At 58.0% G+C, this 14,040-nt stretch carries 12 protein-coding genes and 1 tRNA gene; all 13 read left to right on the top strand.

From position 1 onward, the window contains the following. Positions 1-21 precede the first annotated feature (21 nt). Complete coding sequence (locus ACUUL3_RS11330; RefSeq protein ID WP_448551435.1) at positions 22-1,527, top strand: monovalent cation/H+ antiporter subunit D family protein; 1,506 nt, start codon at positions 22-24, stop codon at positions 1,525-1,527. Then, positions 1,524-1,775 (top strand): hypothetical protein, encoded by a 252-nt coding sequence (locus tag ACUUL3_RS11325; RefSeq protein WP_448551433.1) that lies wholly within the window; start codon positions 1,524-1,526, stop codon positions 1,773-1,775. Before ACUUL3_RS11330 ends, ACUUL3_RS11325 begins: the two co-directional genes overlap by 4 nt. After that, the gene (locus ACUUL3_RS11320; protein WP_448551431.1) at positions 1,765-3,561 is read left to right on the top strand and encodes a Na(+)/H(+) antiporter subunit D; all 1,797 of its coding nucleotides are present in this window, start codon (positions 1,765-1,767) and stop codon (positions 3,559-3,561) included. The genes ACUUL3_RS11325 and ACUUL3_RS11320 overlap by 11 nt, the downstream gene beginning before the upstream one ends. A 24-nt stretch (positions 3,562-3,585) precedes the next feature. Continuing rightward, positions 3,586-5,109 (top strand): NADH-quinone oxidoreductase subunit M, encoded by a 1,524-nt coding sequence (locus tag ACUUL3_RS11315; RefSeq protein ID WP_448551429.1) that lies wholly within the window; start codon positions 3,586-3,588, stop codon positions 5,107-5,109. A gap of 37 nt (positions 5,110-5,146) precedes the next feature. Next, a complete protein-coding gene (locus ACUUL3_RS11310) occupies positions 5,147-6,568 on the top strand; it encodes an NADH-quinone oxidoreductase subunit N (RefSeq protein WP_448551427.1) in 1,422 nt (473 codons plus the stop codon). 99 nt (positions 6,569-6,667) lie between these two features. After that, positions 6,668-6,742, top strand: a tRNA-Gly gene (locus ACUUL3_RS11305). 172 nt (positions 6,743-6,914) lie between these two features. Next, a complete protein-coding gene (locus tag ACUUL3_RS11300) occupies positions 6,915-7,394 on the top strand; it encodes a ribosome maturation factor RimP (RefSeq protein ID WP_448551426.1) in 480 nt (159 codons plus the stop codon). A gap of 77 nt (positions 7,395-7,471) precedes the next feature. Beyond that, entirely contained in the window at positions 7,472-8,758 is a 1,287-nt protein-coding gene (nusA, locus tag ACUUL3_RS11295; RefSeq protein WP_448551424.1) for a transcription termination factor NusA, read from the top strand. A 23-nt stretch (positions 8,759-8,781) separates the two neighbouring features. Continuing rightward, positions 8,782-9,033 carry a YlxR family protein gene (locus ACUUL3_RS11290; RefSeq protein ID WP_448551422.1) on the top strand — a complete coding sequence of 84 codons (252 nt, stop codon included), beginning with the start codon at positions 8,782-8,784 and terminating at the stop codon, positions 9,031-9,033. After that, positions 9,033-11,765 carry a translation initiation factor IF-2 gene (infB, locus tag ACUUL3_RS11285; protein WP_448551420.1) on the top strand — a complete coding sequence of 911 codons (2,733 nt, stop codon included), beginning with the start codon at positions 9,033-9,035 and terminating at the stop codon, positions 11,763-11,765. Before ACUUL3_RS11290 ends, infB begins: the two co-directional genes overlap by 1 nt. Next, complete coding sequence (gene rbfA, locus ACUUL3_RS11280) at positions 11,765-12,178, top strand: 30S ribosome-binding factor RbfA (RefSeq protein WP_448551418.1); 414 nt, start codon at positions 11,765-11,767, stop codon at positions 12,176-12,178. The genes infB and rbfA overlap by 1 nt, the downstream gene beginning before the upstream one ends. Beyond that, positions 12,162-13,136, top strand: coding sequence for a DHH family phosphoesterase (locus ACUUL3_RS11275; protein ID WP_448551416.1), 975 nt, complete (start codon positions 12,162-12,164; stop codon positions 13,134-13,136). The genes rbfA and ACUUL3_RS11275 overlap by 17 nt, the downstream gene beginning before the upstream one ends. 5 nt (positions 13,137-13,141) lie before the next feature. After that, positions 13,142-13,936 carry a tRNA pseudouridine(55) synthase TruB gene (gene truB, locus ACUUL3_RS11270; protein WP_448551414.1) on the top strand — a complete coding sequence of 265 codons (795 nt, stop codon included), beginning with the start codon at positions 13,142-13,144 and terminating at the stop codon, positions 13,934-13,936. The last annotated feature ends 104 nt before the right edge of the window (positions 13,937-14,040 follow it).

Genomic DNA, 14,040 nt, shown 5'->3' with positions numbered 1-14,040 from the left:
AGAGGAAAAGGAATAAGGGTCATGGATACAATTGTTTCCGTAAAACCGCTGCTTGCCATACTGACGGCCTTGGCCGGTTCCGTTCTGGTGATGCTCTCCGGCCGCAAGCCCAATGTCAGGGAATCATGGTCCTTCATCGCCGCGGTCACCATGTTCGGCATCATCGCCTCGATGATCACCACGGTGGCGCCGGCGCCGCTGGGGCAGGGCAAGACCATAGTCTATCAGCTTTTCAGTATTCTGCCGGGGCTTTCAATCACCCTGCGGGTCGACGCCTTTTCCATGATCTTTGCCGTGGTCGCCTCCTTCCTCTGGATGCTGGCGGTTTTCTATTCAGCCGGGTATATGCGGGGGCTGCACGAACATGCACAGACCCGGTTTAACGCCTGTTTCGCCCTGGCCCTCTTCGGCGCCATCGGGGTGGCCTTTTCCGATAACCTGTTCACCCTCTACCTCTTCTACGAGATCGTCAGTATCTGCACCTACCCGCTGGTTGCCCATCACCAGGACGAGGAGGGCTATGAAGGGGCCAAGAAGTATATCGTCTACCTGACCACCACCGCCAAGGGATTGGTCCTGCCGGCAATGATCCTGATCTATGTCCTGACCGGCACCCTGGACTTTCCCCATGACATCAGGAGCGGCCTCTTCCCGGCCGGCATCGCCGATGCGCACGGCCTACTGGTGACCGTACTCTACGTCTTCTGTATCCTGGGCTTTGCCAAAAACGGCATCATGCCCTTCCATAACTGGCTTCCCGGCGCCATGGTCGCCCCGACTCCGGTTTCGGCGCTCCTGCATGCGGTGGCAGTTGTCAAGGTCGGTGTTTTCTGTACCACCAGGGTCATGCTCTATGTTTTCGGCACCGACCTCATGCAGGCCTTGAACCTCGGCATCCCCACCGCCTATTTTGTCTCCTTCACCATTCTTACCGCTTCGATCATCGCCCTGTCCAAGGACAACCTCAAGGCCAGGCTCGCCTACTCCACCGTGAGCCAGCTTTCCTACATCGTTCTTGGTGTGGCTCTTCTCACCACCAGCGGTATCCAGGGTGGCCTCATTCATATCGCCAACCACGCCTTTTCCAAGATCACCCTCTTCTTCTGTGCCGGCGCCATTTATGTAGCCACCCACAAGAAGTGCATCTCCGAGATGAGCGGCCTGGGACGGACCATGCCCTTTACCTTTGGGGCATTCGCCATCGCCTCTCTCAGCATGATCGGCGCCCCGCCGGTGGCCGGCTTTGTCACCAAATGGAAGCTCCTGGTCGGCGCCATGGAGATGGAGACGCATTATGTCGGGATTCTTCTGATCCTGCTGGCCAGCACCCTGCTGAATGTAGGGTACTTTGCCCCGGTTACCTATAAAGCCTTTTTCGGCAAACGGCCGGAAGGGGAGCCCTATGTTGGGATCAAAGAGGCGCCCCTGGCCATGGTTGTGCCCATTATGATTGCCGCGATTATCTCCGTGGTTATCGGAATCTATCCTGACTTTATCATGAACTTCGTCAAGGCGGTGACAGGATGATAGTGAAACTGATTGATTTTTTCCGCGAGCGGTTGCAGCTGGTTATACGCCTCTGCTATGTGGGGTTGGCGCTCCTGGTGGTCTGGGACGTGCTCTTTGTCTCGAAAGAACATGCGCATACCGCGGCCGAGCATATCCCGGGGTTTTGGGCGGTCTTCGGTTTTGTCGCCTGCGTACTCATCATTATCGTTTCTAAGTGGTATGGTCATTTGGGAATCATGACCCGTGAGGATTACTATGATAACTGATTTCTGGCTGCATCCCGCCCTCATTCTCATTGTCGGCGCCTTTATTCTGCCCCTCATCCCGAAATGGCTGAAAAGGCCTTATCTGGTCATTGTTCCGACCCTGGCCTTTCTTGATGTCATCACCATGCAGGGTCACAACGGCACCTATGGGGTGGTGCAGTTCATGGATTGGCTGCTCACCTTCGGTCGGGTGGACGGGCTGAGCATGGTTTTTGCCTACATCATGACCCTGATGTGCATCATCGGCACCATCTACGGCCTGCACGTTGAGGAGGATTTTCAGCACATCGCGGCCTGGCTCTACGTGGCCGGCTCACTGGGCGTCATCTTCTGCGGCGATTATATCGTTCTCTTCCTCTTCTGGGAGCTGATGGCCTTTGCCTCGGTTTTCCTGGTCTGGTTCCGCCGGCGGCCCGAGTCGCTGGCCGTGGGCTACCGGTACCTTCTTGTCCATACCGCCGGAGGTCTTGCCCTCCTGGCCGGCTTCGTTCTTCGCTACAAGGCGACGGGCGGCGATTTCTCCTTTGGCCCCATCGGCGTGGATAATCCGAGTCTTTATACCTACCTGATTCTGATCGGCTTCATCCTGAACGCCGCTGTGCCGCCTTTTCACGCCTGGTTGCCGGACGCCTACGGCGAAGCCACGGTGAGCGGCGCGGTCTTCATGTGCGCCTTCACCACCAAGACCGCCGTCTACGCCCTGGCCCGCGGCTTTGCCGGCATGGACATCCTGGTGCCCCTGGGCGTCTGCATGGCTCTTTACGGCGTTGTTTACGCGGTTCTGGAAAACGACGCCCGTAGGCTGCTCGCCTACCATATCATCAGCCAGGTTGGGTACATGGTTGCCGGAGTCGGCATCGGCACCGAGCTTGCCATCAACGGCGCCTGCGCCCATGCCTTTGCCCACATCCTCTACAAGGGCCTGCTCTTCATGGGCTGCGGCTCGGTATTGCACATGACCGGCAAAAGCAAGTTCAGCGAGCTGGGCGGCCTGTACAAGAAGATGCCCATGGCCTTTGTCTTCACCATGATCGGGGGGCTGTCGATCTCGGCCTTCCCCCTCTTTTCCGGTTTCGTCAGCAAGGCCATGATCGTGGCGGCGGGCTTTCAGGTCCATAACTACTGGGCTGCCTTCCTGCTCACCCTGGCCTCGGCCGGTACCTTCCTGCACACCGGCCTCAAGGTTCCTTACTTCATCTGGTTCGGCAAGAACAACTGCAGCCAGGAAACCTGGGACAAGGCTGCCGATCCGCCATGGAACATGCAGCTTGGCATGGGTATCGCCGCATTCCTGTGTATTTTCATCGGTTCGTATACACCTTACCTCTATAACATGCTGCCCTACCCGCAGATTGCCGCCGGGTATCATCCCTATGATACCTACCATCTCTCCGAGACTCTGCAGATTCTGCTTTTCACCGCCCTGGGCTTCTTTCTTCTCATCAAGAAGCTGGCTCCGGAACCCAAGATCAGCATCGACCTGGACTGGTTCTACCGGATGGGCGGCCGCGGCTTCCTCTGGCTGGCGCAGAAGCCGATCCAGTGGGCTGACAGCTGCGTGAGTGAGGCCTACCGCTACATCGGTCTGATTCCGTTGATGACCTCGGCCCGCTTCTGGTCATGGTTCGATTGGCACGGCATTGATGGCGTGGTGGACGGTATCGCGAGGACGGTGCGCGGGATTGGCGGCAAGGTGCGGAATGTCCAGAGCGGGCAGCTCCAGTACAATATATTCTATGCCGTGTCCTTTGTGGCAGTGGTGCTGGTAATCTACGTTTTTGCCTAATTTATCATATTGAGGATTGTGGGAATGGACTTTTTGCTGATGAACGATATGGGGTTTCCCATTTTAAGTACCCTGATCTTCCTGCCTCTGGCCGGCGCCCTGATCTTGCTCTGTATTCCCGGGGAGACCGCAGCCAAGAACTGGACGATGCTGGTGACCATTGTCACGGCATTGATCTCGTTGCCCCTGTATTGGCATTTTGATGTCGGCACGGCAAAGTACCAGTTCGGTGAGCATGCCGCCTGGATTCCGTCCCTCAATATCAACTACACCCTGGGTATTGACGGCATTTCCCTGCTGCTGGTGCTGATGACCACCCTGCTCATGCCGCTCTGCGTGCTGGGTTCCTGGCGTTATATCGACAAGCGGGTCAAGGAGTTCATGGTCTGCATCCTCCTCATGGAAACCTCCATGCTCGGCGTTTTCATGGCCCTTGATCTGGTGCTGTTCTATATTCTCTGGGAAGCGATGCTCATCCCCATGTACCTGCTTATCGCAGTATGGGGCGGGCCGCGGAAGGTGTATGCCTCCATCAAGTTCTTCCTCTACACCCTGGCCGGCTCGGTACTCCTTCTGGTCGCCATCATCGCTCTCTATCTGCACCAGAGCACTTTCTCCATTCCAGCCTTGATGGGTCAGGATTATTCCACCACCTTCCAGATCCTGGTCTTTCTGGCCTTTTTTCTGGCTTTTGCCATCAAGGTTCCGATGTTTCCTTTCCACACCTGGTTGCCTGCCGCCCATGTTGAAGCACCCACCGCCGGCAGCGTTATTCTTGCCTCGGTTCTGCTGAAGATGGGCACCTACGGCTTTCTGCGCTTCTGCCTGCCCATCACCCCCGAGGCGACCATGACCTTTCTGCCCTATATCCTCTGGCTTTCCGTGGCCGGCATCCTTTACGGCGGCTTCACCGCCCTGGCCCAGCAGGACATGAAGAAGCTGATCGCCTACTCCAGCGTCGGCCACATGGGTTTTGTCACCCTGGGGATCTTTGTTCTCAATCCCAAGGGGATCGAAGGGGCGATCCTGCAGATGATCAACCACGGCATCACCACCGGCGCCCTCTTCTTCTGCGTGGGCATGATGTACGAACGCACCCACAGCCGGGAACTCTCTTCCGCCGCCGGGGTAGGGCGCTACATGCCGGTATATGTGAGTTTTCTCACCTTTTTTTCCCTTTCCTCCCTGGCTTTTCCGGGCACCAACAGCTTTATCGGTGAGTTTTTGATCCTGGCCGGCGGCTTTGCCGACAACAAGCTGGTCGCCGCCTGCGCCATTCCCGGCGCGGTTCTGGCCGCCGCCTATATGTTCCGCATGCTGCAGCGGGTTGTCTGGGGCGGTCCGAACAATCCTGATCAGTCCAATCTGACCGACCTGAACTTGCGGGAGATCGTCACCCTTGCTCCCTTGCTCTACTTTGTCTTCTGGATAGGCCTCTCGCCTGAGCCCTTCATGAATGTGATGCACACAAGTGTCTCCCATCTGATCGAGCAGGTCGGGGTTGCCTCAGGTGGTGCTGTTTCCGTAGCGAAGCTGATGATTCCGTAACGGTTTATCTGAAAGGATCTTACGAAAAGGATACAAAATGAAGCTCATGTTGTTTGCCCCTGAGTTGTTTCTTCTGTTTGGCGCCCTGGTTCTTTTTTTCATGAGCACCGGAAAGGTCGGCGGGAAAAAGGCCCGTGCCCTGAGCGTGAGCCTGGCCCTTATCAATGTACTTATCTGCTTCGCCAGCCTGCGCCAGGAAGGACTTCTCTTTTACGATGCCTACAAGATCGATTTCTTCTCTCAGGTCCTGAAGCTTTTCATCTCCATGGGCTTTTCCGTGGTGCTCCTCTTCAGTAGCGAACTGAAGGGGATTGATGACGACGTTCGCCCTGAATACTACCTTTTCATGCTCTTGAGCACGCTGGGGCTTCTCATGCTGGTGAGCAGCGTGGAGCTGCTCACCATGTTCATCGCCCTGGAGCTGTCCTCTTATTCTCTCTACCTGCTGGTGCCCATGCGGGACGATCGTTCCGGGCTGCGGATACAGATGGAGGCCGGCATCAAGTATATCCTCTTCGGCGTGGTTGCAACCGGGGTCATGCTCTTCGGGATGAGTTACCTCTTCGGACTTACCGGCACCACCTATCTGGTCGAATTGCTGCCGAAATTGCAGATGATGATGGCGAGTCCGGTGGCCCTCATTGCCATCGCCATGGTCATGGGCGGCTTCTTCTTCAAGCTGGCGGTCTTTCCCTTTCATTTCTGGGTTCCCGATGTCTATCAGGGCGCTTCCAATGAAACCACCGCCTTTATTGCCTCAGTGCCGAAGATTGCCGCTGTTGCCATGCTGATCCGCATCGCCGCCCTGGTCAACCCGGAAGGCCAGGCAATCGTCACCATGCTCATTATCCTCTCGGCGTGCTCCATGCTCTACGGCAATCTTGTCGCCCTGGTGCAGACCGATCTCAAGCGCATGCTCGGTTTTTCCGGTATCGCCCATGCCGGGTACGTACTGCTCGGTCTGGTCACCCTGCAGAAGACCGGCTATGCGAATTCTTTTTACTATATCGTCGGGTATCTGGTCATGAACCTTGCCGCCTTCCTGGTGATCTGCAAGGTTGCCAGCCGGGGAGAAAATCTCGCCATTGAGGATCTCACCGGTCTGCACAAACGTTCGCCCCTGCTGGCGCTTACCCTGGCGGTGAGCATGTTCGCCATGGCCGGAATTCCTCCCTTTGTCGGCTTCATGGGGAAATTCATGCTGCTGACCAGCGCTTACCAGGCGGGCCATCTGCCCCTGGTCATCATTGCCGCCATCAATACGGCCATTTCCATCTACTACTATCTTTCGGTGGTGCGGGTCACCTATACCAACAGCGCCGAGGAGCGGCCTTTGCTGGTGGTGGACGGGATGACCAAATTGGTCGGCATTGCCCTGGTGGTAATCATCATCGCCCTGGGGGTTGCCCCGAACCAGCTTCTTCAGCTTGCCACGGACGCCATCAGCACCATTCTCTAAGTGGTTTCCCTGTTTTTCCGACTGGCGCCCCTCCGATAGTGGGGGCGCCTCTTGACAAGTCATAAAATAATTGTATAATCTTCAAAATTGTTCAGGCCTGCGGGAATAACTCAGTGGTAGAGTGTCAGCTTCCCAAGCTGAAGGTCGCGGGTTCGAATCCCGTTTCCCGCTCCAGAATGATTCTCTGTGCTCGTGCTTCTTCATTGAAGAAAACGCAATGTTTTCTTGCCAGCAATGGAAGTTTTTTGGGGCAGGTTGATTTTTTTCGTATTGTCGATCAGGCCATTCTGGCTTGGTGGGATTTTTTAAGAAAGTGGGCCCAGGCCCGCTTTTTTTATTGGTATATATGGTTTCAGAAGAAAAAAACACAGAGCCGCCCCTGCTGAAAAAGCTCACCGAACTCATCGAGCCGGTGGTGGAGGATTTCGGCCTTGAACTGGTGGAGCTGCAGTTTCGCCGCGAGGCCCCCGGCTGGGTGCTCAGGCTCATCATCGACAGTGAAGTCGGGGTTTCCATCGATGACTGCGCCAACGTCAGCCGTGAGGTTGGGCATCTGCTGGAAGTTGAGGATCTCATTGAGCAGGCGTATACCCTGGAGGTTTCCTCTCCGGGTCTGGACAGGCCGCTCAAGAAAGAAAAAGATTTTGTCAGGTGCAAAGGGAAAAAGGCCAAGGTGGTGGTGCACCAGACCATTGCCGGCCAGAATGCTTTTGTTGGCGTTATTGAAGGGTTCCAAGCTGGAAATATTGTATTGGCCACCGAGCAGGGGACGGTTGATATCCCTTTCACCACGGTGAAGAAAGCCAGGTTGGTGGTTGAATTTTAGAAGTAGAGACTCTGGATATGGGAGCTATTCCTGGGCGGACCTGATTGTTTCCGCCGCAAGGAAGACAGGAGAGAACAATGCTGTCAGATTTAAAAAGAATAATTGATCAGATCAGTAGAGACAAGGGGATCGATCGTCAACTGCTGATCGACGCCATTGAAGAAGCGGTCATGTCCGCGGCCAAGAAAAAATATGGTCAGCGGCGTGATCTGGAGGTTCGCTACAACGATGAACTCGGCGAGGTTGAGCTCTTTCAGTTCCGCTCCGTGGTCGAAGAGGTTGAGGACGAGCAGACCGAGATCTCCTTTGCCGACGCGCAGGAACTTGACCCCGAGGTGCAGCTCGGGGACGAACTCGGCAGCAAGATGGACAACGTGGCCGATCTCGGGCGGATTGCCGCCCAGTCCGCCAAACAGGTCATCATCCAGAAGATGAAGGATGCCGAGAGCGACGTGATCTTCGAGATGTACAAGGACAGGAAGGGTGAGGTGATCAACGGCATTGTCCAGCGTTTTGAACGCGGCAACATCATTGTCAACCTGGGGCGAACCGACGCGATCCTACCGGCCAAGGAGCAGATGCCCAGGAAGTCATACCGGCAGGGCGACCGCATCCGCGCCCTTCTTCTCGATGTCCGCCAGTCCAGCCGGGATCCGCAGTTGGTGTTGAGCCGGACCAGCGATGAATTCCTTACCAAGCTGTTCACCCTGGAAGTGCCGGAAATTGCCGAGGGTATCGTGAAAATCATGGGCGTATGCCGGGAGCCTGGCGCCCGCGCCAAGATCGCCGTCACCTCTTCCGAGTCGGATGTCGATCCGGTCGGCGCCTGTGTCGGCATGAAGGGCTCGCGGGTTCAGAATGTCGTCCAGGAACTGCAGGGCGAGAAGATTGATATCGTGCCCTGGAGCCCTGACCCGGCCCGCTATGTTTCCAATGCGCTTTCTCCGGCCCAGGTTTCCCTGGTGGTGGTGGATGAGGAAAAGAAAACCCTGCTGGTGGTGGTGCCGGATGATCAGCTTTCCCTGGCCATCGGCCGACAGGGACAGAATGTCCGTTTGGCCTCCGCCCTTCTGGGCTGGCGGATTGATGTGAAGAGCGAGCAGAAGTATGCGAAATTCATCGAGGAGGGCTTCCAGTCTCTCCTTGAGGTGCAGGGCATGGACGAGAAGTTTGCCGAGGCGCTTTACGATACCGGTATCGGTTCGGCTCAGGAGCTTGCGCAGCTTGATGTCGCCGTCCTTGCTGTGGATTTTCCCACCCTCGATGGCGACAAGCTTGCCAGATTGGTTGCCGCCGCCCGGAAGGGCAGTGATGCTTCCGCCAAAAGCGCGGGGGCGGAAGAGGGCGAAGAGGAACACGCGTAATCGGATCCCGCCGGGAGCAGGCAATGCCGATCAGGACGTGTCTGGGATGCCGGCAACGGAGAGAACAGCCTGACCTCTGGCGTTTTGCCGTGGATGCGGATGGTGTGCTCAGAAAGGATTTTCGCGGCCGGCATGCAGGCCGCCATGGCTACTGCTGTAAAAATACGGGTTGTCTGCAGAAGTTTTTGAAAAACAAAAAAGAATTATCCAGAGCGTTTCGTCTACAAGTGCTGGGATTTGACGAAGAGTTGAACGACCTCTTCGGGAGTGTGTAATGACAAAGATCAGGGTTTACGAGTTAGCAAAAGAAGCAGAAATGGAAGCAAAAGACTTGGTGGCCGCGCTCATCGACATGGGTTATGCTGTCAAATCCCACAGTTCCACTCTGGACGACGATACAGCGCAGGAGATCCGCCAGCGTTTAGGCATTGGCCAGACGCGCACCGAAGAGAAGCGGATCCAGGGCAAGGGACGAACCACCATCATTCGCAGGCGAACCAAGACGGTGCCGGTTGAGGTTCCGGTTGCCGGCGAGGGCGCGGGCGAAGAGGCGGAAGAGTTTGCCGAGGAGGCGGAAGAAGCGCAAGCCATCTTCGCGGAAGCCGCCGGGGAAGAAGCCGAGGCCGAGGCCGAGGCCGAGCAAATCGCGGCGACCGCGGAAGAGCAGGGCGAGGAAGCGGTTGTCGGGTCTGAAGAAGAAGTTGCCGCCCGACAGGAAGAAGTGACGGCGGCGGGCGATGAAGCCGCCGCAGAGGAGGCCGTATCGGCGGGACCTGCGCAGCCCGAGGAGTCGCCCGCCCAGGAGATTGGCGAGGCAAAAGAAGCCGTGCAGCCGGAAGAGGCTGCCGCCCCGGCGGATAAAGCGCGCAAAGGCCTGGCCCGGATCATCAAAAGGGCGGCCATTGTCATTCCCACCCCCGAAGAAGCGCGGGGCCCGAAGCCCAAGCGTCCCGAGAAGCCCAAACCCCGGGTGGTGACTCCGGAACCCGCCGCTGCCGAGACGGATCTTGACGAGGCCAAGGCCAAGAAGGGCAAGCGTTTCGTCAAATTCACCCCCGAGGTCGGCGAGGCCGAGCGGGCGAAAAAAGGACCCCTGCGCAGCAAGCGCCAAGCTGATATCGATATCGAAGATGTTGACGATGTTTTGGGCGGTCGTATTCCGGCCGGGCTGCGCATCGGCCGCAGTTCCCGCGGCGGCGGGAAAAAGGGCAAGCATCACGTGGTGATCCAGCAGGCGGCGGAGACCAAGGCGATCAAGAAAAGAATCAAAGTGCTTGAGACCATCACCGTGGGCGATATGGCGCATCGGATGGGGGTCAAGGCGGGCGAGGTCATTGCCAAACTCTTGGGGCTTGGGGTGCTTGCCACCATCAACCAGGCCCTTGACGTGGATACCGCCGCCCTGGTGGCCACTGATTTCGGTTATGAAATCGAACAGGGGGTAACGGAAGAGCAGACCGTCCTCCAGCTTGAGGAAGAGGCGAGCGGCGGCGAGATGCTGCCGAGGCCGCCGGTGGTCACGGTCATGGGGCACGTCGACCACGGCAAGACCTCGGTTTTGGATGCGATCCGCAAAACCGATGTGGCCGCGGGCGAGGCCGGCGGCATTACCCAGCATATCGGCGCCCATTACGTACGTGCGCCCCAGGGCGATGTGGTCTTTCTCGATACCCCGGGGCATGCAGCCTTCACCGAAATGCGCTCCCGCGGCGCCCAGATTACCGACGTGGTGGTCCTGGTGGTCGCCGCGGATGACGGCGTCATGGATCAGACCAAGGAGGCTGTCAACCACGCCAGGGCCGCCAAGGTGCCCATCCTGGTCTGCGTCAACAAGATAGACAAGCCGGAAGCCGATCCCATGCGGGTAAAGAGGGAGCTGGCCGATCTCAATCTGGTTCCCGAGGAGTGGGGCGGCGATACCATCTATTGCGAAACCTCGGCAAAGACCGGGCAGGGCATAGCCGAGCTGCTGGAAAGCATCCTGCTGCAGGCGGAAGTTCTTGAGCTCAAAGCCGATCCCCATCGGCGGGCCAGGGGCCATGTCGTTGAAGCGCAGCTCCATAAGGGGCGCGGCCCGGTTGCCACCGTCCTCGTTGAACAGGGAACCCTGCGGGTGGGAGACGCCTTCGTGGCCGGTCTTTACCACGGCAAGGTGCGTTCCCTGACCAACGATCATGGCGAAAGCGTCAAGGAGGCCGGCCCGGCCATGCCCGTGGAGGTGCAGGGTTTGAGCGGCGTGCCCTCGGCCGGCGACGAATTTGTGGTGCTGCCCGACGAAAAACGGGCGAAAAGCGTCAGTGCCGACCGGCAGTTGAAAAGCAGGGAGGCGGAGCTTGCCACCTCCAGCAAGATTTCTCTGGAGAACCTTTTCGACAAGCTGCAGGAGGGCAATGTCAAGGAACTGCGGGTCGCCCTGCGCGCCGATGTGCAGGGAACCCTGGAGGCCTTTGGCACGGCCATCGAAAACCTTTCCACCGACGAGATCAAGGTCAAGATTCTCCATTCCGGCACCGGCACCATTACCGATTCGGATGTCCTGTTGGCCGCCGCCTCCGATGCGCTGATCATCGGCTTCAACGTCCGGCCTTCCGCCAAGGTGCAGGAGCTTGCCAAGAATGAAAAGGTCGATATCCGCACCTATGACGTTATCTATCACGCCCTGGATGATATCAAGAAGGCCATGGTCGGCATGCTTGAGCCCAGCTTCGAGGAAAATGTCATCGGTTCGGCAGAGGTGCGGGAGACTTTTCAGGTTCCCAAGGTCGGCACCGTTGCCGGCTGTTATGTGCTGGACGGCAAGATCGAGCGCAACGCCAAGGTCCGGGTTCTGCGGGAAGGCGTGGTGATCTTCACCGGTCAGCTTGCTTCCCTGCGCCGCTTCAAGGATGACGTCAAGGAAGTCCAGACCGGCTACGAGTGCGGCATCGGCGTGGTGAACTATAACGATGTCAGGGTGGGCGATGTGCTTGAGGCTTTCGTCATGAAAGAGGTCGAAAGGGAGCTCTAATGGCGGCCGGAAAATCAAAATCGCGTTTTTCCCTGCCGGCGGCTCTCGGCCGTTCCGCCCCGAAGCGCCGGCCGATCCGGGTGGCGGATGCCATCAAGACGGAGATAGCGGATCTGCTCCTCAGAAAGATCAACGATCCGCGCCTGCACAACGTGACCATTACCAAGGTCGAAGTGAGTGATGACCTTGGGCACGCCAGAGTCTTTTACAGTATATTGGATGACGAGCGGCCGGAAAACGTCGCCAAGGGGCTGGCGAGCGCCAGGGGATTCATGAGAAGCAGCCTGGCAAAGGTTCTGGAGATGCGACATGTCCCGGCCCTGGATTTTCGGCAGGACCTGGCGGCACAGCGGCAGGAAGAAATGGAGCGATTGCTCAGGGAGATAGCGAAAGAAGATGGCTCACCCCCGTGACGAGATTGTCCGTACCCTGAAAGAGGCGAAAAACGTTCTGGTGGCCACGCACACCCATCCGGACGGCGATGCTCTGGGCTCGCAGATTGCCATGGGTGATATTTTGCGTTCATTGGGGAAAAATGTCTTTCTCTACGGCGAGGAACAGGTTTCCCCGCTGTACAGGTTTCTGCCTGGCAGCGCCCTGGTCGAATCCCTGCTTCCCGCCTTGAGCGGTTTTGACTGTGCCATTGCTCTGGACTGCGGCGACCAGTTCCGGCTGGGGCTGGCCATGGAGCAGTTGCTGACGGTGCATCCCTTTCTGGTGGTGGACCATCATGCCGGCCACAAGGATTTCGGCGATCTGCGCTGGGTTGCCCCGGACCGGGCCTCCACCGGCGAGCTGGTCTACGACCTTGCCGAGGCGCTGGGCGCCGAGATTTCTTACGAAGCCGCCTACTGCCTCTACGCGGCGATTGTTTCCGATACGGGGTCTTTCAAGTATTCCTCGACCACCGCCGACACCTTTCGCATTGCCCAGGAACTGATCAAAAAAGGGGTGAAGCCGGCCGATGTTTCCGGCAAGCTGTTTGACAATTTCACCCTCAAACGCCTCAACCTCATGCGTCTGGTTCTCGATTCCCTGCAGCTTTATGCCGGGAATCGGCTGGCGGTGATTTCCGCGCCGCGGGAGGTTTTTGTCAAAACCGGCACCACCCAGGGTGACACTGAAACCTTTATCAATTACCCCCGCTCCCTGGATACGGTAAAGGTCGCCGCCTTTTTGAAGGAGACGGAATCGGGGCTGATTGCGGTGAGCCTCCGCTCGAAAGGCACCAGCTACGATGTGGCCCGGGTGGCGGCCTCCTTCGGCGGCGGCGGCCATCGCAACGCGGCCGGCTTTAAAGTGCGTGATACCACCATCCCTGAGGTGCAGGAAAAACTGCTCGCGGAACTGTTGCCTCTGGTGAGCAGCTAGAGCCGATGGCTGCCGAAGAGGGGATTGCCGGCCCGCCCGCGGAAACGCGCGTCAGGCCGGCGGCGGCAGAGCCGGCCGTTGAAGCGGGCATCGTGCTGGTGGACAAACCGGTGGGACCTTCCTCCTTCCGGATGGTGCAGTTGGTGCGGCGGGCGCTTTTCGTAAAAAAAGTGGGCCATGCCGGCACCCTGGATCCCTTTGCCTCCGGACTCCTGGTCATCTGTGTCGGCAGGCCGGCAACCCGCCTCATCTCTCGTTTGATGGACGGCGACAAGCAATACGAGGCGGTGCTGCGGTTGGGGGTGGAAACCACCACGCACGATCTCGAGGGCGAGGTGGTTTCCCAAAAAGAGGTGGAAGTCATCGCGCCTTCCCGCCTCACGGCCTGTCTGGCCTCATTCTGCGGCGAGCAGCGACAGGTGCCGCCCCAGTATTCCGCCCTCAAGCATCAGGGAAAGCCTCTGTATTATTACGCCCGCCGTGGTATTGTCGTCGAGAAGGAAGCCAGAACGGTAACGATCAAGACCCTCGATCTTCTCGAGGTTGGCGCTTCCACCCTGCGAATCAGGGTGGAATGCAGCAAGGGCACCTACATCCGGACCCTGGCCGCCGACATCGGCAGAAGCCTGGGCTGTGGCGCCCATCTCATCGCCCTGCGGCGGACGAAAAGCGGCGTCTTTTCCGTGGCGGACGCAGTGGATGGCGCGCTGCTTTCAGATCGGGAGGAAGGCCGCAAGGAACTTCTGAGCCGGATGTTGCCTGTCGCGGCGGTTGAGGAGATGCTTCTGTCGGCCGGCTGAACGGGAAGGCAAAAAAAGCGCGCAACGACATTCAATTGACATTGTCGGCGCTTTCATTTAATAAGAAGCGTACACTTAGGACTCGACGGTTCATCGGTTCTGTC

The organism is Thiovibrio sp. JS02 (genome assembly GCF_053485635.1).
The sequence above is the reverse complement of the archived record's forward strand: the minus strand, read 5'-3'. Positions and strand labels throughout refer to the sequence as shown.

Bases quoted from the DNA above. Each gene is read 5' to 3' on its own strand.
- ACUUL3_RS11315 (WP_448551429.1), top strand. From the start codon at position 3,586: ATGGACTTTTTGCTGATGAACGATATGGGGTTTCCCATTTTAAGTACC.
- ACUUL3_RS11290 (WP_448551422.1), top strand. From the start codon at position 8,782: ATGCCGATCAGGACGTGTCTGGGATGCCGGCAACGGAGAGAACAGCCT.
- ACUUL3_RS11325 (WP_448551433.1), top strand. From the start codon at position 1,524: ATGATAGTGAAACTGATTGATTTTTTCCGCGAGCGGTTGCAGCTGGTT.
- nusA (WP_448551424.1), top strand. From the start codon at position 7,472: ATGCTGTCAGATTTAAAAAGAATAATTGATCAGATCAGTAGAGACAAG.
- infB (WP_448551420.1), top strand. From the start codon at position 9,033: ATGACAAAGATCAGGGTTTACGAGTTAGCAAAAGAAGCAGAAATGGAA.
- ACUUL3_RS11310 (WP_448551427.1), top strand. From the start codon at position 5,147: ATGAAGCTCATGTTGTTTGCCCCTGAGTTGTTTCTTCTGTTTGGCGCC.
- rbfA (WP_448551418.1), top strand. From the start codon at position 11,765: ATGGCGGCCGGAAAATCAAAATCGCGTTTTTCCCTGCCGGCGGCTCTC.
- truB (WP_448551414.1), top strand. From the start codon at position 13,142: ATGGCTGCCGAAGAGGGGATTGCCGGCCCGCCCGCGGAAACGCGCGTC.
- ACUUL3_RS11330 (WP_448551435.1), top strand. From the start codon at position 22: ATGGATACAATTGTTTCCGTAAAACCGCTGCTTGCCATACTGACGGCC.
- ACUUL3_RS11275 (WP_448551416.1), top strand. From the start codon at position 12,162: ATGGCTCACCCCCGTGACGAGATTGTCCGTACCCTGAAAGAGGCGAAA.
- ACUUL3_RS11300 (WP_448551426.1), top strand. From the start codon at position 6,915: ATGGTTTCAGAAGAAAAAAACACAGAGCCGCCCCTGCTGAAAAAGCTC.
- ACUUL3_RS11320 (WP_448551431.1), top strand. From the start codon at position 1,765: ATGATAACTGATTTCTGGCTGCATCCCGCCCTCATTCTCATTGTCGGC.